At 70.8% G+C, this 19,590-nt stretch carries 18 protein-coding genes; 11 read left to right on the top strand and 7 right to left on the bottom strand.

Annotated elements, in window-relative coordinates; all coding sequences use genetic code 11:
• Window positions 1-140: 140 nt before the first annotated feature.
• Complete coding sequence (locus tag ABZ406_RS18615) at window positions 141-860, bottom strand: hypothetical protein (RefSeq protein WP_357762832.1); 720 nt, start codon at window positions 858-860, stop codon at window positions 141-143.
• A 414-nt stretch (window positions 861-1,274) separates the two neighbouring features.
• On the opposite strand from ABZ406_RS18615, the gene ABZ406_RS18610 reads away from it, so the two are divergent.
• Window positions 1,275-1,937, top strand: coding sequence for a tetratricopeptide repeat protein (locus ABZ406_RS18610; RefSeq protein ID WP_357762829.1), 663 nt, complete (start codon window positions 1,275-1,277; stop codon window positions 1,935-1,937).
• A 5-nt stretch (window positions 1,938-1,942) separates the two neighbouring features.
• Here ABZ406_RS18610 and ABZ406_RS18605 read toward each other — a convergent pair whose 3' ends face one another.
• Window positions 1,943-2,695: a TIGR03089 family protein gene (locus ABZ406_RS18605; RefSeq protein WP_357762826.1), complete on the bottom strand. Its 753-nt coding sequence runs from the start codon at window positions 2,693-2,695 to the stop codon at window positions 1,943-1,945.
• Window positions 2,696-2,837: 142 nt separating this feature from the next.
• Between ABZ406_RS18605 and ABZ406_RS18600 the strand changes: the two genes are divergently transcribed.
• Both ABZ406_RS18600 and ABZ406_RS18595 read left to right on the top strand, forming a co-directional pair.
• Window positions 2,838-3,875: a hypothetical protein gene (locus tag ABZ406_RS18600; RefSeq protein ID WP_357762823.1), complete on the top strand. Its 1,038-nt coding sequence runs from the start codon at window positions 2,838-2,840 to the stop codon at window positions 3,873-3,875.
• A 54-nt stretch (window positions 3,876-3,929) separates the two neighbouring features.
• The gene (locus ABZ406_RS18595; RefSeq protein ID WP_357762819.1) at window positions 3,930-6,230 is read left to right on the top strand and encodes an esterase-like activity of phytase family protein; all 2,301 of its coding nucleotides are present in this window, start codon (window positions 3,930-3,932) and stop codon (window positions 6,228-6,230) included.
• A gap of 84 nt (window positions 6,231-6,314) precedes the next feature.
• Here ABZ406_RS18595 and ligD (ABZ406_RS18590) read toward each other — a convergent pair whose 3' ends face one another.
• Both ligD (ABZ406_RS18590) and ligD (ABZ406_RS18585) read right to left on the bottom strand, forming a co-directional pair.
• Window positions 6,315-7,226 (bottom strand): non-homologous end-joining DNA ligase, encoded by a 912-nt coding sequence (gene ligD / locus ABZ406_RS18590; protein ID WP_357762816.1) that lies wholly within the window; start codon window positions 7,224-7,226, stop codon window positions 6,315-6,317.
• The gene (gene ligD / locus ABZ406_RS18585) at window positions 7,216-8,157 is read right to left on the bottom strand and encodes a non-homologous end-joining DNA ligase (protein WP_357762813.1); all 942 of its coding nucleotides are present in this window, start codon (window positions 8,155-8,157) and stop codon (window positions 7,216-7,218) included. The genes ligD (ABZ406_RS18590) and ligD (ABZ406_RS18585) overlap by 11 nt, the downstream gene beginning before the upstream one ends.
• An 85-nt stretch (window positions 8,158-8,242) precedes the next feature.
• Here ligD (ABZ406_RS18585) and ABZ406_RS18580 point away from each other — a divergent pair, with 85 nt between their 5' ends.
• The 6 genes from ABZ406_RS18580 (at window position 8,243) to ABZ406_RS18555 (ending at window position 13,539) form a co-directional block, all read left to right on the top strand.
• Window positions 8,243-9,271: a Ku protein gene (locus tag ABZ406_RS18580; protein ID WP_357762810.1), complete on the top strand. Its 1,029-nt coding sequence runs from the start codon at window positions 8,243-8,245 to the stop codon at window positions 9,269-9,271.
• A 72-nt stretch (window positions 9,272-9,343) separates the two neighbouring features.
• Window positions 9,344-9,982 (top strand): DUF4241 domain-containing protein, encoded by a 639-nt coding sequence (locus ABZ406_RS18575; protein WP_357762807.1) that lies wholly within the window; start codon window positions 9,344-9,346, stop codon window positions 9,980-9,982.
• A 146-nt stretch (window positions 9,983-10,128) separates the two neighbouring features.
• Window positions 10,129-10,797: an FKBP-type peptidyl-prolyl cis-trans isomerase gene (locus ABZ406_RS18570; RefSeq protein WP_357762804.1), complete on the top strand. Its 669-nt coding sequence runs from the start codon at window positions 10,129-10,131 to the stop codon at window positions 10,795-10,797.
• Window positions 10,798-10,986: 189 nt separating this feature from the next.
• Window positions 10,987-11,814 carry a hypothetical protein gene (locus ABZ406_RS18565; protein WP_357762862.1) on the top strand — a complete coding sequence of 276 codons (828 nt, stop codon included), beginning with the start codon at window positions 10,987-10,989 and terminating at the stop codon, window positions 11,812-11,814.
• Window positions 11,815-11,846: 32 nt separating this feature from the next.
• Window positions 11,847-12,500 (top strand): HAD family phosphatase, encoded by a 654-nt coding sequence (locus tag ABZ406_RS18560; RefSeq protein WP_357762801.1) that lies wholly within the window; start codon window positions 11,847-11,849, stop codon window positions 12,498-12,500.
• 28 nt (window positions 12,501-12,528) lie between these two features.
• Entirely contained in the window at window positions 12,529-13,539 is a 1,011-nt protein-coding gene (locus tag ABZ406_RS18555) for an NADPH:quinone reductase (protein WP_357762798.1), read from the top strand.
• Window positions 13,540-13,722: 183 nt separating this feature from the next.
• On the opposite strand, the gene ABZ406_RS18550 is transcribed toward ABZ406_RS18555, so the two are convergent.
• Window positions 13,723-15,357: a fatty acid--CoA ligase gene (locus tag ABZ406_RS18550; RefSeq protein ID WP_357762859.1), complete on the bottom strand. Its 1,635-nt coding sequence runs from the start codon at window positions 15,355-15,357 to the stop codon at window positions 13,723-13,725.
• Between the two features lie 71 nt (window positions 15,358-15,428).
• Between ABZ406_RS18550 and ABZ406_RS18545 the strand changes: the two genes are divergently transcribed.
• Window positions 15,429-15,920, top strand: a complete 492-nt coding sequence (locus tag ABZ406_RS18545) for an NUDIX domain-containing protein (RefSeq protein WP_357762795.1) — start codon at window positions 15,429-15,431, stop codon at window positions 15,918-15,920.
• Between the two features lie 15 nt (window positions 15,921-15,935).
• Here the strand turns inward: ABZ406_RS18545 and ABZ406_RS18540 are convergent, their stop codons facing one another.
• Window positions 15,936-16,970: an aldo/keto reductase gene (locus ABZ406_RS18540; protein WP_357762792.1), complete on the bottom strand. Its 1,035-nt coding sequence runs from the start codon at window positions 16,968-16,970 to the stop codon at window positions 15,936-15,938.
• 125 nt (window positions 16,971-17,095) lie between these two features.
• Between ABZ406_RS18540 and ABZ406_RS18535 the strand changes: the two genes are divergently transcribed.
• Entirely contained in the window at window positions 17,096-17,728 is a 633-nt protein-coding gene (locus tag ABZ406_RS18535) for a TetR/AcrR family transcriptional regulator (protein ID WP_357762789.1), read from the top strand.
• A gap of 66 nt (window positions 17,729-17,794) precedes the next feature.
• Here ABZ406_RS18535 and ABZ406_RS18530 read toward each other — a convergent pair whose 3' ends face one another.
• The gene (locus ABZ406_RS18530; RefSeq protein ID WP_357762786.1) at window positions 17,795-19,471 is read right to left on the bottom strand and encodes an MDR family MFS transporter; all 1,677 of its coding nucleotides are present in this window, start codon (window positions 19,469-19,471) and stop codon (window positions 17,795-17,797) included.
• Between the last annotated feature and the right edge of the window lie 119 nt (window positions 19,472-19,590).

Genomic DNA, 19,590 nt, shown 5'->3' with positions numbered 1-19,590 from the left:
TGTTAATTTATTTTTTTTTTTGGTTTTTGGTTTTTCCCCGGGTGCGTATACCCTAAAACCCAACTCCTTAAGAACTCCGGGTTTGCGTCACCGACATGCCGATCGGTGACGCAAACCTCTTGATCAACTCAGTGGATGGGTCACGACGTGGGGGGTGGGCAGCGGTCGGGGAGGGTGACCTGGCCGGGACGGTGGTCGAAGCTGTCCATCGTGAACCACTCGTCCAGCTCCGGGTCGAAGAGGTTCTGCAGGCCGAACTGCAACACCTGCCACCACCGGCTCGGGTCGCCCTGGTCGACGTAGATGTCGCCGAGCGCGAGCGGGAACCGGAAGAACTCGCCCGGCACCGTGGAACCGCCGACCACCCCGACCCGCCAGTGGTCGACGTGCCGATCCTTCCCACCTTGCAGGACCTCCGGCCCCACGTACCGCGCGGTCTTCAGTTTGTCGTTGAAGATCTGCCGGTTGAAGAACCCCGGCACCCTGCTGCACGCGCGGGGCGGAAACAGCGGGATGTTCGGCCACTTGTAGGTGAGTGTGTAGAGCGTGTTCTCGTAGATCAGGTTCGTGAACCAGATCGGGTGGTCCGGCCCGCCGGCTGTCATCTGGCTGTTGCCGTCCCGACCCTGCCACGAGAACGGTACGTCGATGCCGAGGTCCCGCACGACGTACCGGCCGGTGCCCTGGAAGTCGGCGGGCAGCAGCGGTGGGCGCGGCTCGCGCAGGTCGGGAACGGTGGGCCCGTCGGCCTGGGCCGCGCGGGGCTGCGGCGCCGCCGCCGGGCCGGGCGCGACCACGCCGAGGGCGAACAGACCGCCGGCAACGGCCGACACCACCATCCGACGTGTACGCCTTGACACCACAATCGCCCTCCGCCACCCGTATCGGCCTTCGGCGCAGCCTAGGAGGCAGGAGAACGTGAGAGACGGCGGAACGTGTGGGCTCCACCAGACGGGTGACGAGACGCGCACCGGCCCGGGACCAGCAGCGGTCCCGGGCACGCCCCCGCTCAACCGCCGGCGTTACGCGCCCTCCCGAGGATGACCAAGAGGTTTGCGTCACCGATCAGCACTCCGGTGACGCAAACCTCCGACCCATGCCGTCGCTCCGGTATCAGAGCACGTCGACGGCATCGACCAAAAGCCCCTCTGAGCAGGGCAGATAGCGATGTATCGGAACCGGATCGGGCAGCGTCGATGGGGCTGCTCCGCGCGGTTGCGGAGCACTAAGCTGCTGACCCGGCACACAGTTGCGAGGCCAGGACGGGGGCGGCGATGAACGCCGAAGATCGCATCGAACGGGCCAGGACGCTCTACGAACAGGCTGTGTACGGCGGCGATGCCGGCGTACTGACCGACGCCGAACGGGATCTGGACGCGGTAGAGGCCGACGCCGCGCTGGCCCGTGGGCGGATACTGCATGCCCGGTTTCTCGACGAACGCGCCCGCAGCGGCACCGCACCCGCCGAGAACCCGGCTGAACTGCCGCTGTTCGAGCGTGCGAGTGAGCTGTACCAGACGCTCGCCGACACCCGCGGACAGGCCGAGGCGCTGTTCTGGATCGGCTGCCTGCACCAGATCGTCCGGCGCGACGACGCGACCGCGGTCCCGTACCTGGAGCGGTCCCGCGACCTGGCGGCGCAGGTCGGCGACCGGTCGACCCAGGCCGAGGCACTGCGTCACCTGGGCATCTCAGCGCACATGGCGGGTCGGCTGGAGGAGGCGCGCGAGCGGCTGGAGGAGTCCACGCGGCTGCGCCGAGAGGTGGGCGCGTTGTCGGGCGTGGCCGCCAACATGGTCGGGCTGGCCTACGTCGCTTCCGCCCAGGACCGCCACGCGGACGCGCTCGCGACCCTCGACGAGGCGCACGCCATCGCCCAGGCGCACGGCGCCCATGCCATCGTCCTACAGATTGAACAGGCAAGATCGGACACGTAGGCAGGTCAGAGGACCCGGGTCACCTGTTCCGCGGCGACGACAGCGTCCCGCCGGGCCGGGTCGAGGTTGGCGCTGATCACCACTGACGCACCGGCCGAGAGCGGCGCGAGCAACCACTTCAGTGGCTCCTCGTGCTCGGCGGCGTCGACGAGCAGCCGGTCACCGGCGCGCAGGTCCAGAACCTTGGCGTACTCCTGGGCGATCGCGCCCCACTGGCCGTAGGTGGTGCCGTCCGCGGTGGCCGGGTCCGACGGGTGGATGGCGGTGTGGTCGGGCGTCGCCTCGCCGTGGCGAAGCACCTCGACTGACCAGTCCAACCAGCCCAACGGCACGTCGGCCAACTGCCCCGGCCCGGTGCCGACAAGGTAGCGGTGTGTCGCGTCCGGCACGTCCTCCAGCCAGTCGTCCTGCCGCTCCGGCGTCACGAGGACCGCGTCGAACGGCCGGTCGCCGCCCGGTTCGAGCACCGCCAGGCCCGCTGTCGCGCGCGGCCGGAACGACACCGCCAGGCCGGAGGCCCAGGCGCCCAACAACACCGCTGCGGTACGCCAGTGCGGCGGCAGCAGGACCGCTACGCGGCTGCCGGGGCCGAGCCCGCAACCGTCCCGCAGCAGGCTCGCGCTGCGGGCCGCCCAGCGGCCGACCTGCTGGGCGGTCAGGTCGACGCGCTCGCCGGTTGCCTCGTCGCGGTAGCTGAGCAGCGGAAAGTCGGCCTCGACCGGCCGGGCCGTCTGGTCGGCCGTCACGGTTGGCTGCATCTCCACGCTCCCCGGGTCGACGTCGGCACCACAGTACTCAACGACTTTGGTCGCACCTGTCGTCGTCGGTCGGCCGTATCGGGTGACCGGGTGGCCCCCGCACGGTGGGAGGTGACCCCCGAGACGCCTTCGAGGAGCGCCCATGCCGACCGGACCCGACCCCGTCGCCACTGATCGTCTGCCACTGCGTCGGCGGCTCCTGCCAGTGGTGGGGTTGCTGCTGCTCGCGCCATGGGCGGCCGAGTGCTCGTGGGGTGGCTTCGCCATCGACGACTTCCTCCCGGTGCTGATCTTCCTGGGCCCGATGTACGGCGGCGCGGCGATCCTCATCCGGGAGACCGCCCGGCACCTCGGCGCGGGCTGGCCGTCCATCGTGCTGCTCGCCGCCGCGTTCGGCGTACTCCAGGCCGGGCTCGTCGACCAGTCGCTGTTCAACCCCGACTACCTCGACGACACCCAGTACGCCGACACCCGGGCCGCCGCTGAGGCGACGCTGGTGCCGGGGCTGAAGTTCAGCCTCCGGCAGGCCTTCGACTATGTGGGCAACCACATCGTGCTGACGATCTGCGCGCCGATCGTGCTGATCGAGTCGTTCCTCGGTGCTGACCGTCGGCTCCGGCCGTGGCTGGGCCGACCAGGCCTTCTCGTCGTCGGCCTGATCTACCTGCTCGGCAGTCTGTTCATCTTCTCCGACATCTTCACGGACAAGGGCTACCTGGCCAGCCCACTGCAACTGACCTTCGCAACGGTGCTGGTCCTTGCCCTCGTCGCGACGGCCCTGCTCCCTCGCTGGCGTCGCCCCCACCCGCGCCGGACCCGCCGGGCGCCGCACCCGCTCTGGGTCGGCCTGCCGGTCGTCCTCGTCCGCCTGGGCTCCGACCTGATGCCCGGCTGGCCGGGAGTGACGATCGCGCTGACCCTCGCGGCTGTCGCCGGAGGGCTGATCGCCCACTTGTCGAGCAACGACGGCTGGGGGCAGCGGCACGCGCTTGTTGCCGGCACCGCGGGCCTGGTCGTGGCCGCCGCGTTCGCATACCTGGTGCCGCCGTACTCCCCGGCCTCCCCGGCGCTGGCCCTCGCCGGCGACGTCGCGGTCACCGTCGTCACAGTGGCCCTGGTCTGCGGTGCCTGGTGGCGGCTGCGTAGTGCTTCGCCGACTGTTCATGTCGGCGCAAGCTGACGCTCCCCCGCAACTGTCAGCCTCCGTGCGGGTACGACATGACGGAGGAAGTCCTTGACTCTCAGAAGAGCATTCACCGCGCTCACCGCAGCCGGTGTCGCCGCCGCCAGCCTGACCGGGGCCACCCCCGCGTCGGCCGGCGGACACCACCACCCGCCGCTCGCCTTCGACCGGGTCGCCACGTACCCGGTGTTCCAGAACCGTCCGGCCGGGGAGGACCCGGCGACGCCGACTGTCGCCGAGATCTCGGCGGTCAGCGAGGACGGCCGCACCCTCATCCACACCGATGCGCTGGCCCGGCGCATCGGTTTCCTGGACATCTCCCGTGCCGACCGGCCGCGCGGCCTCGGCACGCTCTCGCTGGCCCAACTCGGCGACGCCGAGGACGAGCCCACCTCGGTCGCCGTGGTCGGCAGGTACGTGCTGGTGGTGGTGAACACCAGCAGCAGCTTCACCGCGCCGTCGGGTCGACTCGACGTGATCGAGCTGGCCAGCCGTGAGCGGGTGGCCAGCTTCGACCTCGGCGGTCAGCCCGACTCGATCGCGATCAGCACTGACAAGCGGTACGCCGCGATCGCGATCGAGAACGAGCGCGACGAGGAGGCCACCCCGCCCGGCGGCGAGGAGGGCGACCTGCCCCAGGCGCCCGCCGGTTTCGTGCAGATCGTCGACCTGACCGGGAAGTCACCGGCTGGTTGGCGGCTGCGGCCGGTCGCGCTGACCGGGGCCGACGGCAGTGCGCTGCCCGCACTCGCGCAGGCCGGTCTCGCCGCACCAACCGACCCCGAGCCGGAGTACGTCTCGATCAACAGCCGCAACCAGTTGGCAGTGACGCTTCAGGAGAACAACGGCGTCGCCCTGATCGACCTGCCCACCGGCCGGCTCACCAGGGTGTTCAGCGCCGGCACCGCCACGATCAGCGGGATCGACACCGTGAAGGACGGCGTCATCGACCTGACCGGCAGCATCACCGACGTGCCGCGCGAGCCGGACGCGGTGGCCTGGGTCGACGACCGCTATCTCGCCACTGCCAACGAGGGCGACTGGCACGGCGGCACCCGCGGCTGGTCGATCTTCGACAGCCGCAGCGGCCGGGTGGCCTGGGACGCCGGCAACACCTTCGAGCGGCTCGCCGTCACCTACGGGCTGCACAACGAGGACCGGGCCGGCAAAAAGGGCACCGAGCCGGAGGGCGTGGCCGTCGCCGAGTACGACGGGGTCCGGTACGCGTTCGTCGGTTCGGAGCGGAGCAACTTCGTCGCCGTCTACGACCTGCGTGACCCCACCCGGCCGGTGTTCCGGCAGGTCCTGCCGACCACGAACGGGCCGGAAGGGCTGCTGCCCATCCCGTCGCGCGGGTTGCTCGCGGTCTCCAGCGAGACGGACGACGCCTCGGTGAACGTCCGGGCCTCGGTGTCGCTGTTCCAGCTCGGCAAGGCCACCCCGGCGTTCCCGAGCATCGTCTCCGCCTCGGACCGGTCGGGCACCCCGATCGGGTGGGGTGCGCTCGGCGCGTTGAGCGCGGCACCGGGCAAGCGGGACCAGCTCTACAGCGTCACCGACGCGGCGTACAGCCAGACCCGCATCCTCACCATCGACGCGAAGCGGACGCCGGCCGTGATCACCGACGCGCTGCCGGTGCGGGACGCGGCAGGTGCTCCGGTCGGGTACGACGCCGAGGGCATCTACGCCCGCCCCCAGGGTGGCTTCTGGCTCGCCGTGGAGGGCGCCAAGGGCGCGGAGAACAAGCTGGTCCGGCTCGACGCGGCCGGGGTGACCCGGCAGACCGTCGCGCTGCCCGCCGAGGTCGCCGCCGGTCTCGGCAAGCAGGGCCTGGAGGGCGTCAGCGCGACCACCGACCGGCAGGGCCGGGAGATCGTCTGGGTGGCTGTGCAGCGGGAGCTGAGCACCGACCCGGCTGGCATCGTCCGGCTCGGCCGGTACGACGTCGCCGCCGGCAGCTGGAGTTGGTTCGGCTACCAGTTGGAGGCCACCACGGTGCCCGGTGACTGGATGGGCCTCTCCGAGATCACTGTGGTCGGCGACCGGCTCGCGGTCATCGAACGGGACAAGCTGAACGGCCCCGCCGCCACTGTCAAGCGGATCTACACGGTGCCGCTGCCCGGTGCGGCGGCGACCGGCCCGCTCACCGTGCTGCCGAAGACGCTCGCCGTCGACGTGCTGCCCGCACTGCGCGCCACCAACGGCTGGACGCAGGAGAAACTGGAGGGCCTGACAGTGGCCGGCAACGGCGAGGTGTACGCGATCACCGACAACGACGGGGTCAAGGACGCCACCGGCGAGACGGTGCTCCTGCGCCTCGGCTCCAGCCGCAAGGTCTTCGGCCGCAACTGACCCACAGCCCGACCCCTTCGGCCGGCGTCCACCCTCGCGGTGGGCGTCGGCCGGTCACTCGGTCGACCATCGTCCGCCCGGCAGTCAGCGGGGCAACTCCGGGCCACCGGCCAGCAGGGACGCGAGCAGGTCGCCGTACTCCTCGACCCTTGCCAGCACCTCGGCGGCGGTGAACTGGCGGACGGCCGGTCTCCGGCCGCGGGCGCCGGCCTCGACCTCGTCCCAGGTCAGCGGCGTCGACACCGACGGCACCGACTCGGCCCGCAGCGAGTACGGGGCGACTGTGGTCTTCGCCGCGTTGTTCTGGCTCCAGTCGATGAAGACCTTGCCCGGGCGGAGGTTCTTCGCCATCTTCGACACGATCAGCTTCGGGTGGGCCTTCTCCAGTTCCTGCGCGACCCGTCGGGCGTAGTCGGAGACGCTGTCGGACGACTGGGTGCCGGCGATCGGGCAGCAGAGCTGCATGCCCTTCTTGCCGGAGGTCTTCGGGTACGACTCGATGCCGTCGTCGGCGAGGCGGTCACGCATCAGCACCGCCACCGGGCAACACTCGGCGAGACCGGCGGGAGGTCCCGGGTCCAGATCGACCACCATCATGTCCGGGTGTTCGCCGACCTTCCACTGCGGTGTGTGCAGCTCCAACGCGGCCAGGTTGGCCAGCCAGACGAGTGTGGGCAGGTCGTCGGCCACCACGTAGTCGATGGTCTCCCGGCCCTTCGTCGACCCGGGTGCGGGCAGGTTCTCCACGCGTACCCAGTCCGGGGTCGCTGGCGGCGTGTTCTTCTCGAAGAACGACTTGTCGTCCACCCCGTTGGGGTAGCGGATCCGGGTGACCGGCCGGTCCCGCAGGTGTGGCAGCAGCACCGGGGAGATCCGGGTGTAGTAGTCGATCACCTCGCCCTTGGTGAAACCGGCCGCCGGATAGAGCACCTTGTCCAGGTTGGACAGCTCCAGCGCGCGGCCCTCGACTTCCACCCGTAGCCGCTCAGCCGGCATCGTCGACCTCCTCCGGAGGCTTGTCCGGGCGCAACCGCAGCACCCGGGGGAAGCGCAGCCGGCCGTCGGGGGTGCGCTGGCCGTACTTCACCTCCACCACCACCTGCTGTGTTACCCAGATGGCACCCCGCGCATCCTCGCGGGGCACCCCCGGCGCGAACGGTGACACGCCGGAGCGCAGTGGCTCCAGCTCGGTGAGGAGTTGCCGCTCGATGGCCGCGCCGATCCCGCCGCCGACCCGACCCCGGTAGATCAGCCGGCCGTCCGGGCCGGGCACCCCGACCAGCAGCCCACCGATCCGGCGCGCGCCCGGCCGCCAACCGCCGACGACGAAGTCACCGGTCACCTCCAGCTTGACCTTCACCCAGTCCGGCGAGCGCACCCCCGGGCGGTAGACGGCACCGACCCGCTTGGCCATCACGCCCTCCAGGCCGTGCTCCCCCGCCGCCTCGTAGGTGGCCGGCCCGTCGGCGAACATCGGCGGCACCGCCCACCGGGGGCTGCCGAGCGCGAGCGCCTCGAGCGCCTCCCGGCGACGCTCGTACGGCCAACCGGTCAGGTCGTTGCCGTTGAGCCTGAGCAGGTCGAAGATCATGTACGTCACCGGCATGACGGCTGCCAACCGGGCCGCCTTGTTCCGGTCCCGGACGTGCATCCGCTCGGCCAGCGCGGTGAACGACTGCTGCCCGCCCTGGCCGAGCAGCACCACCTCACCGTCGAGCAGCGCGTCGTCGACCTGCTCGGGCAGTGTGGCCAACTCCGGGTACGCGGCGGTGATCTGCACGCCGGAGCGGGCATACAGGTGCTGATCGCCACCTGAGATGTCGGCCAGAGCGCGGACGCCGTCCCACTTGAACTCGTAGGCCCAGCCGTCACCCTCCGGGAGCGGCCCGGTCATCGCGAGCATCGGCTTGAGCGGCGCGCCGGACACGACCCGACTGTAGTAGCAGGCCGAACACCTCGCGTCAGGTTCTTTCGGATGCGAGCATGGTCGATACCGGGGAAGGGAGCGCAGGATGCGTGCCATCTGGAAGGGAGCCGTGTCGTTCGGGCTCGTCTCGATCGGGGTGAAGCTCTACTCGGCCACCGAGGAGAAGGACATTCGGTTCCACCAGGTGCACCGCGAGGACGGCGGGCGAATCCGCTACAAGCGCACCTGCTCGGTCTGCGGCGAGGAGGTCACCTACGACGACATCGCCAAGGGCTACGACATCGGCGGTGGCGAGATGGTGATCCTCACCGACGAAGATTTCGCCGACCTGCCGCTGACCAGTTCCCGCGCCATCGACGTGCTGGAGTTCGTGCCGGCCGACCAGGTCGACCCGATCCTCTACAACAAGGCGTACTTCCTCGAACCGGAGGGCGCGGCGACCAAGCCGTACGTGCTGCTGCGCGACGCGCTCATCGACTCGGAGCGGGTGGCGATCGTCAAGGTGGCGCTGCGCCAGCGGGAGCAGTTGGCCACGCTGCGGGTCCGCGAGGGTGTGCTGCTGCTCAACACCATGCTCTGGCCGGACGAGATCCGTACCCCGGACTTCGGTTTCCTCGACGAGGACCTGAAGGTGCGCCCGCCGGAGCTGGCGATGGCCAGCTCACTCATCGACTCGATGACCGGTGAGTTCGAACCGGACGTGTTCACCGACGACTACCGGGCCGCGTTGCAGGAGGTCATCGACGCCAAGGTGGAGGGTCGGGAGGTCGTCCAGCCGGAGGAGGCCGAGGAGGCCCCGGCGGCGGCGGTGGACCTGATGGCCGCGTTGAAGGCGTCGGTGGAGCGCGCCAAGGCGGCTCGCGGCGAGCAGCCCACCCGTGGTGGCGGTGGCGGCGAGCCGACACCCATCTCGTCGGCCCGGTCCGCGCAGAAGGCAGCCGAGAAGAAGGCGGCCAAGGCCCCCGCGAAAAAGACCGCGGCGAAGAAGACCGCCGAGAAGAAGGCGACCGAGCCGGCGAAGAAAACGGCCGCGACGAAGACCCCCGCGAAGAAAGCGGAGCCGGCGAAGAAGACGACCACCGCCCGCAAGACCGCACCCCGCAAGAGCGCCTGACGTACGGCAGCGGCGGCGGTGTCCGCCCCGCCGGGTACGCTCCGCCGGCCGTTGGCGACCGGAGGAGCCCCCATGCCGTACACCCCTGATCTGGACCGGTTGCTCACGCCCGGCGCCCGCTTCACCGACCAGCACGGCGGCTACCTCATCGAGGTCCACCCGGTGGGCGACATCGTGTTGCCGACCGGCCGCGTGGTCGGGTGTGACCCACTGGTCTGCCCGGAGGGCGAGCCGTTCACTGTGACGGTGCCGCCGGGGCGGCACCCCGCCCGCGCCTGGGTGGCGGTGGTGCTCCGGGAGGACGCCGAGGTGGATCGCCGGGTCGCCGCCCTGGAGCTGGTCGTCTCCACCGAGCCGACGGTCCGCTGGGAACCGGCAGTCGCGGGTGACCAGGACGTCGCGACACTCGGCGCTGACGACTACTTCGGGTACGGCGTGGACGCCGGCACCGGCACCCTCGCCGACCCGACCGCGCTCGCCGTCCTGGAGGGCTGGGACGAGGACCGGGTCGAGGAGGTCCTCATCCCGGCGGAGATGCCCTCGTCCCCGGTCCCGGGGCTGATCACCGCCGTGTTGGACGAGGCCAGCGGCGCCAACGTCGTCACCGTGTCCACTGGTTGGGGGGACGGCTGCTACGGCACGTGGATCGGCCGTGCCGCCGACGGTCGGGTCACCTCGTTCGTGACCGACTTCATGGTCGTCCCGCGATAACCGCCCGGGAAAGCCCCGGATCTGTCGCGCTGGGCGATCCGAGGTGTCCGCGGCGGGCACGGTAGGCCGCGGTGCGGGTACCGTGTGCGTCGGCTTTCCCCCCGGCACCGGGTGCCGGCCACACTTCGCAGCAGGGAGTCGACGACGTGAGCGAGCGGACGCAGCAGACGGGCCCGGACCAGAGCCCGGCAACCAAGTCGGGGCGCCGCCTGGCCGCCCAGTTGGCGGCGAAGAAGGCCGCCGACGCGAGGCGCAAGCGCAACGCGTGGCTCAGCGGCCTCGCTGCCGTCGCCGTGGTCGGTGTGCTGATCGGCGTCTTCGTGACGATCGGCGGGGGCGACGACAAGCCCAAGACCCAGGCCGACGCGAGCCCGTCCGCCACCGCGCCGGCCCCCGACGAGGCCGGCGCGCCGCCCGCCCCGCAGCTGCCTGAGGGCGCCGACCCGGCGCTGGGCAGCAAGCCGACAGTGACGCCGGGCACCGGCGACCTCAAGAAGCTCACCGTCACCCCCGTGATCAAGGGCACGGGTCCGGCCGTGCAGAAGGGCCAGAACATCACCACCAACTACGTGGGGGTGTTCTACAAGGACGGCAAGGAGTTCGACTCCTCCTGGAAGTCCGGGCAGCCGGCCACCTTCCCGATCGGCGTCGGCCGGGTCATCCCCGGCTGGGACCAGGGTCTGGTCGGTGTGACGGTGGGCAGCCGGGTGCAGCTCGACATCCCGTCGGAGCTGGCGTACGGCAAGGACGCCGCGGCGAAGGGCGCTCCCGAGGGGCCGCTGCGCTTCGTGGTGGACGTCCTCGCCGCCCAGTGACCCGTCCGGATCATCCCGGTTGTCGCCGGGCTGCGGTGGAGTTGTTCACATGGGGCTTCCGGCCCGTCACCCAGCGGCAGTAGGTTCGGCGTCACCCCGGGCGGTTCGCCTCCCGGGGTGAGCATCCGGAACCGGGACGCGGAGGTGTATGTGACGGGGCTTGACGAGCCTGGGCGGACAGCCCGGTCGATGTGGGCGTACTTCGAGCCGGTGCACGCCGTCACCTACCTGCACCCCCGGGCCCGGGCCGCGTACGAGGCGGTCGGGTTGCGCGGCTACTGGCGCGGTTACTTCGCCGGCCGGGCGGCACCGCTGGGAGCGACCGAGGCGGCGCCGGTGATCGCCGCGTTCTTCAACTTCGCACCGCCGATGGTGACCCGCGCGTTGCCTGCGGTGTGGCGGTTGGCCACCCCGCAGGAGGCGCTGCGCGCCCGTCTGACCGGTGCCGTGCAGGCGCTCGCCGAGCTGACCTACGAGCTACCCGAGTCGCATCTGGTGGAGGCGGCCGACCTGCTGGAGCGGGCCGCCTCGGCGGCGCAGACGGCCGGGCGGGTGCTCGGTGCGGCGAACGCCGCCCTTCCGGCCGGCGAGTACCCGTTGGCGCGGCTCTGGCAGGCCGCCACCACCCTGCGCGAGCACCGGGGGGACGGGCACGTGGCGGCGCTCGTCGCCGCCGGCCTGGACCCGGTGGAGACGCTGGCCGTCCGGGTCGCGCTGGACGGCTCACCGCCGCAATATCTGCTGGGCCGGGGCTGGTCCGAGGAGCAGTGGCACGCCGCCCGCGAGCGGCTCACCGAGCGGGGCTGGCTGACCGGGGACGGCGCGGCCACCGAGCACGCCCGGGCCGAGTTCCAGGCCATCGAGGACGCCACGGACCTGGCCGCCGCGCACCCGTGGGAGGCGCTGGGCTCCGCCGACGCGTGCCGGCTCCGGGAGTTGCTGGAGCCGATCGCCCGCGCCGGCCACACCCTGCTCCCCGACGACAGTCCGCTCGGCCTGCCCGCACTGCCCGGCTGACCGGACGCCCACCGGTCGGGCAGGATGGGCCCGTGACGGATGCGGTGGTCTTCGACCTGGACGGCGTGATCGTGGATTCCGAGCCGGTGTGGGAGGAGGTCCGCCGGGCGTACGTGGCGGCGCACGGCGGGACGTGGCAGCCCGACACGCAACGCCGGCTGATGGGCATGAGCACCGGCGAGTGGGCCGACTACCTCAGCGGCGAGCTGGGCGTCGACCGCACCGCCGGCCAGGTCGCCGACGAGGTGGTCGAGGAGATGACCCGGCGCTACCGGGAGCACGTACCCCTCATCGACGGCGCGGACGAGGTCGTCCGCCGGCTGGCCGCGCGGTGGCCGCTCGGGCTGGCCAGTTCGTCGCCGACCCGGCTGATCGAGGCGGCGCTCGCGGCGACCGGCCTGACCGACGCGTTCGTGACGACCCTCTCCACCGAGCAGACCGAGCGGGGCAAACCCGCGCCGGACGTGTACCTGAGCGTGGCGCAGCGCCTCGGCGTCGACCCGACCCGGTGTGTGGCGGTGGAGGACTCGTCGAACGGGGTGCGTTCCGCCGCGGCGGCGGGAATGCGGGTGGTGGCGGTGCCGCACGGCTCGTACCCTCTCGACCCGGATGCGGCAGGGCTGTCGGTGGTGACGGTGAGCGCGATCGGTGAGCTGACCCCGGAGCTGGTGGACGGGCTGGGTTGACCCCGGCCGGGCGGGGTAGAGACCCCGGATGAAGGCCATCGTGTACGAGCGCAGCGGCGACCCTTCGGTGTTGGAGCTGGTCGACCGGCCGGTGCCCGAGCCGGGCGCGAGCGAGGTCCTGGTGCGGGTGGCGGTCGCGGGGGTGAATCCGACCGACTGGAAGTCGCGCCGCAGCTCTGCACCGAGGGGGTGGCAGATCCCCGGGCAGGACGGCGCAGGGGTGGTGGAGGCTGTCGGCGAGGGGGTCGACCCGGACCTGATCGGTGAGCGCGTCTGGATCTGGGAGTCGGCCTGGCAGCGGCAGTGGGGCACGACAGCGGAGTACACGCTGGTGCCGGTCCGGCAGGTGGTACGCCTCGGCGATGCCCCGTTCGAGCTGGGCGCGGCCCTGGGCATCCCGTTCCTCACCGCGCACCGCTGCCTGACCGCCGGTGAGTTCATGCCGGACACGCTGCGGGCCGGCGCGTTGGCGGATCACACGGTGCTGGTGCAGGGGGGCGCGGGTGCTGTCGGCAACGCCGCGATCCAGCTCGCCAGGTGGGCCGACGCCACTGTGATCGCCACGGTGAGCAGCGCGGAGAAGGCGCAGCTCGCGGCGTCGGCCGGCGCCTCCTTTGTGATCAACTACCGGGAACAGGACGTGGTCGAGGAGGTCCACAAGATCGTCCCCGACGGGGTGCACACGATCGTGGAGGTCGCCCCGGCCCGCAACGCCGCCGTCGACGTGCAGGTGCTGCGGCACGGCGGTGCGGTCTGCATGTACGCCGACACCGGTGGGGACGAGGTGAGCATCCCGATCCGGGCGATGATGGCGCCGAACGCCCGCTGGCAGTTCGTCCTGGTCTACACGGAGCCGAAGGCGGCCAAGGCGCAGGGCGTGAAGGACGTGGCGGCGGCGGCCAGCCAGGGTGGCATCCGGGTCGGGGCGGACGCCGGCCTGCCGCTGCACTACTACCCGCTGGCCGAGGCGGCTGCGGCGCACCAGGCGGTGGAGGATTCGACTGTGGGAAAGGTGCTCGTCACCACCAGCGACGCCTGATCGGGTCGCCGGCAACCCGATTTCCCCGTCAGCAGGACAGAAGCGAATAACCTTCGCAACAATGACGGTGCGGGTCATCCCGCGTGGAGCGGGCGGCCCCGGCGCGGTGCGAACGCCGGGGCCGCCCCTGGGGAGGGTTCAGGAGTACTCCCGCCCCAACAGGCGACAGTGCCGTGGAAAACGTTACGGGGCTGTCAGCTCCCGGACAGTCAGCTCACCCCCGGCGTACCGCGAACGGACGACCTTCTTGTCGAACTTGCCCACGCTCGTCTTCGGCACCGTGTCGATGAAGGCCCAGCGCTCCGGCAACTGCCAGCGCGCGACCGACCCGGCCAGGAAGTCCCGCAGCTCCTCGGCGGTCACCGCAGCGCCCTCCCGGACGACAACGGTGGCCAGCGGACGTTCGTCCCACCGCTCGTCCGGAACACCCACCACGCACGCCTCCAGCACCGCCGGGTGGGCCATCAGCGCGTTCTCCAACTCCACCGACGAGATCCACTCACCACCGGACTTGATCACGTCCTTGGCGCGGTCGGTGAGGTTGATGTACCCGTCCGGGGAGAGGGTGCCCACGTCGCCGGTGCGCAGCCAGCCGTCGCGGAACTTCTCCTCCTCCGGGGCGTCGTCACCGACGTACCGGGCGGTCACCCACGGCCCCCGGACCTCCAACTCGCCCACCGCCGTGCCGTCGGCGGGCATCGGGTCGCCCGACGGGCCGACGATCCGTGCCTGCACACCCGCCGGCACCCGCCCCTGGGTGTACCGGTAACGCCACGCCTGTTCACCGGACACACCGGCGGGCGGACGCGAGACCGACCCCAGCGGGGACATCTCGGTCATGCCCCAGGCGTGGATGACGTCGACACCGTGCCGTTCGTCGAACGCGTGCATCAGCGCCGGTGGGCACGCCGAGCCGCCGACGATCACCTCGCCCAGCGAGGAGGTGTCGACGTCGTGGGTGTCCAGGTAGGCCAGCAGATCTGTCCAGATCGTCGGCACCGCCCCGGCCAGGGTGGGCCGCTCGGTGGCGATCATCTCGGCGATCGGCGCCGCCTGGAGGAACCGGTCCGGCATGATCAGCGACGCGCCGGAGAGGAAGGCCGCGTACGGCAGCCCCCAGGACATGGCGTGGAACATCGGCACGATCGCCAGCTCGCGGTCGGTCGGCCCGAGACCGAAACCCTCGGGCATGCAGACCTGCAACGAGTGCAGGTAGATCGACCGGTGCGAGTAGGCCACGCCCTTCGGGTTGCCGGTGGTGCCCGAGGTGTAGCAGAGCGCTGCCGCGTCGCGCTCGTCCACCTCGGGCCAGTCGTACGTGTCCGGCCGGTCGGCGAGCAACGCGTCCCAGTGGTGCACGGTGATCCGGTCGCCGGCAGCCGCCACCAGCGGGGCCGGGTCGCCACCGCCGACCACCACCACGTGCCGCACAGTGGTCAGCTCACCGATCACCCGGGCCAGCAGCGGAAGCAGCGTGCTGTCGACGATCACCACCCGGTCCTCGGCGTGGTTGGCGATGTAGACGACCTGGTCGGGAAAGAGTCGAATGTTGAGCGTGTGCAGCACCGCACCCATGCTCGGCACCGCGAAGTAGGCGACCAGGTGCTCGTTGTTGTTCCACATGAAGGTGGCGACCCGCTCGTCGCCGGTCACCCCGCACTCGTCGCGCAGCCCGTGTGCCAGCCGGGCGGCGGCCCGGCCCACCTCGGCGTACGTCATCCGGCGGGGCTCGGCACCCGTCCAGGTGACCACCTCGGCCGCGCCGTGCACCCCAGCGCCGTGGTCGAGGATCCGGGAGATCTGCAGAGGGGCGTCCATCATCGTGCTACGCATGGGTAACAAGCTAGTGTCGGTGGTCACACGTTGGGAACCCCCGTAAGTTGTCGCAGGTGAGCATCTCCTGGGCCGACTCGTACGTGGGGCAGTTGCGCGCACTCGCCGGGGACCGGACGCTGATGTTCGTCGGCGCCCGTGCCGTGGTCAACGACGACGCCGGACGCATCCTGTTGATCAAGCGCTCGGACAACGGCCAGTGGGCCATGCCGGCCGGCGCGATGGAGCTGGGAGAGTCGATCGCCGACTGCGCGGTACGCGAGGTCCGGGAGGAGACCGGGCTACGCGCGTTGCGGGTCTGCGCGTTCGCCCTCTACACCGGCCCGGACCGGACGAGCACCAACATGTACGGCCACACGTACCAGGTATTCACCACCGCGTTCAAGGTGGAGGAGTGGGACGGGCAGTTGGCCCGGGTCACCGACGAGACCACCGATGCCGGTTTCTTCGCCCGCGACCGGTTCCCCGCCCCACTTTCCACCTCGGTCGTCGAGACCCTTGCCGACCTGGACGTCTTCGAGCAGACGAACCGGCTCATCCTCAAGTAGGTCGGCTGGGCCGCTTCACTGCGGGTGGCGCATCCCGGCGAAGAACCCTTCCTGGATCCAGTTCGGGTACGCGACCGGCAGCTTGGTGGCCTCGTCCAGCTCGGTGAGGTCCTCAGCGGTGAGGGTGAGGTCCGAGGCGGCGATGTTGTCGACCAACTGCTCGTGCTTGCGGGCGCCGACGATCACGCTTGTCACCGCCGGCCGGGACAGCAGCCAGGCGACGGCCACCCGGGCCGGGCTGACCCTGTGCCGCTCGGCGACCCCCTTGAGCACGTCGACCACCCCGAAGGCGTGCTCCCTGTCGAACGGGGTGAAGCTGGCGTAACCGGGCTGGGCGCTGCGCGCGCCGCTGTCGGCGACGGCACCGTCCCGGCTGACCTTGCCGGAGAGGAAGCCACCGGCGAGCGGGCTCCAGACGGTCAACCCGACACCCTCGTCGAGCGCCATCGGCACCACGTCGCGCTCCACGTCCCGGCCCAGCAGCGAGTAGTACTCCTGCACCGAGACGAACCCTGCCAACTTCTCCCGGGCGGAGATGCCCAGCGCCTTGGAGATCTGCCAGGCGGCGAAGTTGGCGGCGCCGATGTAGCGGACCTTGCCCTGCCGGACCGCGTCGTCGAGCGCGCGCAGCATCTCCTCCATCGGAGTGACGTGGTCGAAGTTGTGGATCTGGTACAGGTCGATGTGATCGGTGCCCAGCCGGCGCAGGCTGTCCTCCAGGTTCTGCATGATGTGCAGCCGGGAGGTGCCGACGTCGTTCGGGCCGGGGCCCGTCCGGGAGTGCACCTTCGTCGCCAGTACGACGTCGCGACGCCGCGTGCCGAGCGCCTTGCCGAGCAGTTCCTCGCTCTCGCCGTCGCTGTAGCCGTCGGCGGTGTCGACGAAGTTGACGCCCGCGTCCAGCGCGACGTCCACCATTCGCTGCGCCTCGGGCAGCGCGAGCCCGCCCAGACTCCCGTAGATCGGGTGCCCGCTGCCGCCGAAGGTCATCGCGCCGAGCGAGATCTCCGAGACGTACACCCCGGTGGTGCCCAGCAGTCGGTACTTCACGTGTGTTGCTCCTCGTGGTGGGTCGGAGGCCGAGGTCAGGCACTCCGTGGTCACTATGTCGGACACTGTGTCCGGCAACGAGCGTACGTCGCCCACCCGACCCCCGGCCACCTAGGATTCCGGCTATGCCCTCGATTACCCGCCGCCGCCCGCGCAACCCCGACGGACGCGCGGCCGTCGAAGCGCGGGTGCTGGCGGCCACCGAAGGGCTCCTGAAGCAGGGAATCCGCTTCACCGACCTCGGCGTGCAGCGGATCGCCGCCGAGGCCGGCGTGGCCCGGTCGACCTTCTACACCCACTTCCGGGACAAGACCGAGCTGCTCATGCGCCTCGCCGGCACCATGCGGGAGAGTTCCTTCGACCGCACCGGCGGCTGGGACCCGGGCGGCCCCGGTGACCCGCTCGCGCGGCTGACCGAGGTTTTCGCCGACGTGATCCGGATCTACCGGACGTACGCCCCGGTGCTGGCCGCGGTCAGCGAGGTCGCCGCGTACGACGAGGCGGTCCGGGAGTACTGGGCGGCCGGGCTGGAGCAGTTCGTGGCCCGCACGGTGGACGCGCTTCGGATCGAGCAACAGGCCGGGCGTACCCCCGCCGACCTGGACGTGACGGCGGCCAGCCGGCTGATCGTGGTCGGCGGCGACCGCTTCCTGGCCGACCACGTCAGCACCACCTCGGCCGACCCCGGTGCCGACGCGGCAGCCGCCCGGGAGTTGGCAGCGACCTGGTGGTACGGCGTCTACCGCCGCCCCGCCTGACCACCGACTCCCCGGGCTGACGGCCGACCGCCCCGAAGCGGTCCGGGGCGGTCGGCGTCGAGACGCTCAGATCATCGTCTGGGACTTGGCCTCCATGTCGGCGGCGGCCTCCTCCTTGGACTCGCGGGTCAGCGGCTTGCCGCCCGGGGCCGGGGCCTCGCCGCCGAGCGGGTCGGCACCACCAGTGGCGCCCTGCGGCCCGGCGCCCCGAAGCTGCGTGTTCGGCAGCGTCAGGGTGACCACCACCGCCACGATCGCGATCAGACCTGCGGTCAGGAAGACCATGTCCAGCGCGTCGACGAAGGCCCCCTGGATGGCCGCGCGGACCGGCCCCGGAAGGGCCAGGATGGTGGCCGGATCGTTGATCGAGATGTTGGTGCCGCCACTCGCCGCCACGGCGGCCCGCTCCTGCGGAGGAAGCTGCGCGATCGCGCCGGGCAACCGGTCGGCGAGCCCACTCGTCAACCGGGACGAGAGCACCGTGCCGAGGATCGCCACCCCGAACGAACCGCCGAGCGACCGGAAGAAGGTCGCCGAGGAGGTGCCGGCCCCGAGGTCGCGTACGGAGACCGCGTTCTGCACCGCCAGGATCAGCGACTGCATGCACAGGCCCAGCCCGACGCCGATCACCACCATGAACCCGAACGCCACCCACAGCGAGGTGGCCACCTCCAACTGGGTGAACAGGAACATGCCGACCAGCAGGGTCACCGAGCCGGCCACCGGGAACCACTTGTAACGGCCGATCCGGGTCATCGCACGACCGGTGAGGATCGACGTGATGATGATGCCGGCCATCATCGGCAGCATCAGCAGACCGCTTCGGGTCGGCGATGCGCCCTTGACGATCTGGAGGTACAGCGGGATGAAGATGATCGAACCGAACATCACCAGACCGATGACCAGCAGCGCCGAGTTGGCCAGCGCGAAGGTGGCGCTCCGGAACAGCCGCAACGGCAGGATCGGCTCCGCCACCCGGGCTTCCTGGAGGACGAACAGGACCCCCAGCACCGCACCGACCGCGAACAGCGTGATGATCACGGCGGAGCCCCAGGCGTACTCGTTGCCGCCCCAGCTCAGCGCGAGCAGCAGGGCGCTCACCCCGGCCACCAGCAGGCCGGCGCCGAGCCAGTCGATCGAGTGGTCGCGCCGTTCGAACGGGATCAACCGCATCACGTGGTAGCAGACCACGATCGCCAGGATCGCCAACGGCACGTTGATGTAGAAGATCCACCGCCAGTCGGTCTCCGCGAAGTAACCGCCCACCAGTGGCCCGGCCACCGACGAGATGCCGAAGACCGCGCCGAACAGGCCCTGGTACCGACCACGCTCCCGGGGTGACACCACGTCCGAGATGATGGTGAAGGCGAGCGTCAGCAGACCACCGGCACCGAGACCCTGGATGCCCCGGGTGATGATCAGCTGGGTCATGTTCTGCGACAACCCGGCCAGCAACGACCCGACCAGGAACGTGCCGATCGAGAAGAGGAAGACGGGTCTGCGCCCGTACAGGTCGGCCATCTTGCCGTACAGCGGCGTCGACGCGGTCGAGGCGAGCAGGTACGCGGTGACCACCCACGAGTAGTGGTTGATCCCGCCCAGCTCACCGACGATTGTCGGCAGCGCCGTACCGACGATGGTCTGGTCGAGCGCGGCCAGCAGCATGCCGGTCATCAGGCCGAACATGAGCAGCCGGATCTGCTGACGATTCAGCACCGGCGCATCCGAGGCTTCGGTGGTCATGTGCCCTTCTATCCCGGCAGCGCGGAAACATGCGCCGAACCGCGAAGTCGGATGAAGTTGATCAAGAGGTTTGCGTCAGAGAACACGGCAAAAATGACGCAAACCTCTTGATCAACCCG

The organism is Micromonospora sp. NPDC005710 (assembly GCF_040630995.1).
Taxonomy (GTDB): Bacteria; Actinomycetota; Actinomycetes; order Mycobacteriales; family Micromonosporaceae; genus Micromonospora.
The sequence above is the reverse complement of the archived record's forward strand: the minus strand, read 5'-3'. Positions and strand labels throughout refer to the sequence as shown.

What these genes read in the sequence shown, in the direction of transcription:
- ABZ406_RS18575 (WP_357762807.1), top strand. Translation starts at nt 9,344, where the DNA reads ATGCCGTACACCCCTGATCTGGACCGGTTGCTCACGCCCGGCGCCCGC.
- ABZ406_RS18555 (WP_357762798.1), top strand. Translation starts at nt 12,529, where the DNA reads ATGAAGGCCATCGTGTACGAGCGCAGCGGCGACCCTTCGGTGTTGGAG.
- ligD (WP_357762816.1), bottom strand. Translation starts at nt 7,226, where the DNA reads ATGCCGGCTGAGCGGCTACGGGTGGAAGTCGAGGGCCGCGCGCTGGAG.
- ABZ406_RS18565 (WP_357762862.1), top strand. Translation starts at nt 10,987, where the DNA reads ATGTGGGCGTACTTCGAGCCGGTGCACGCCGTCACCTACCTGCACCCC.
- ABZ406_RS18600 (WP_357762823.1), top strand. Translation starts at nt 2,838, where the DNA reads ATGCCGACCGGACCCGACCCCGTCGCCACTGATCGTCTGCCACTGCGT.
- ABZ406_RS18580 (WP_357762810.1), top strand. Translation starts at nt 8,243, where the DNA reads ATGCGTGCCATCTGGAAGGGAGCCGTGTCGTTCGGGCTCGTCTCGATC.
- ABZ406_RS18535 (WP_357762789.1), top strand. Translation starts at nt 17,096, where the DNA reads ATGCCCTCGATTACCCGCCGCCGCCCGCGCAACCCCGACGGACGCGCG.
- ABZ406_RS18610 (WP_357762829.1), top strand. Translation starts at nt 1,275, where the DNA reads ATGAACGCCGAAGATCGCATCGAACGGGCCAGGACGCTCTACGAACAG.
- ABZ406_RS18550 (WP_357762859.1), bottom strand. Translation starts at nt 15,357, where the DNA reads ATGGACGCCCCTCTGCAGATCTCCCGGATCCTCGACCACGGCGCTGGG.
- ABZ406_RS18605 (WP_357762826.1), bottom strand. Translation starts at nt 2,695, where the DNA reads ATGCAGCCAACCGTGACGGCCGACCAGACGGCCCGGCCGGTCGAGGCC.
- ABZ406_RS18530 (WP_357762786.1), bottom strand. Translation starts at nt 19,471, where the DNA reads ATGACCACCGAAGCCTCGGATGCGCCGGTGCTGAATCGTCAGCAGATC.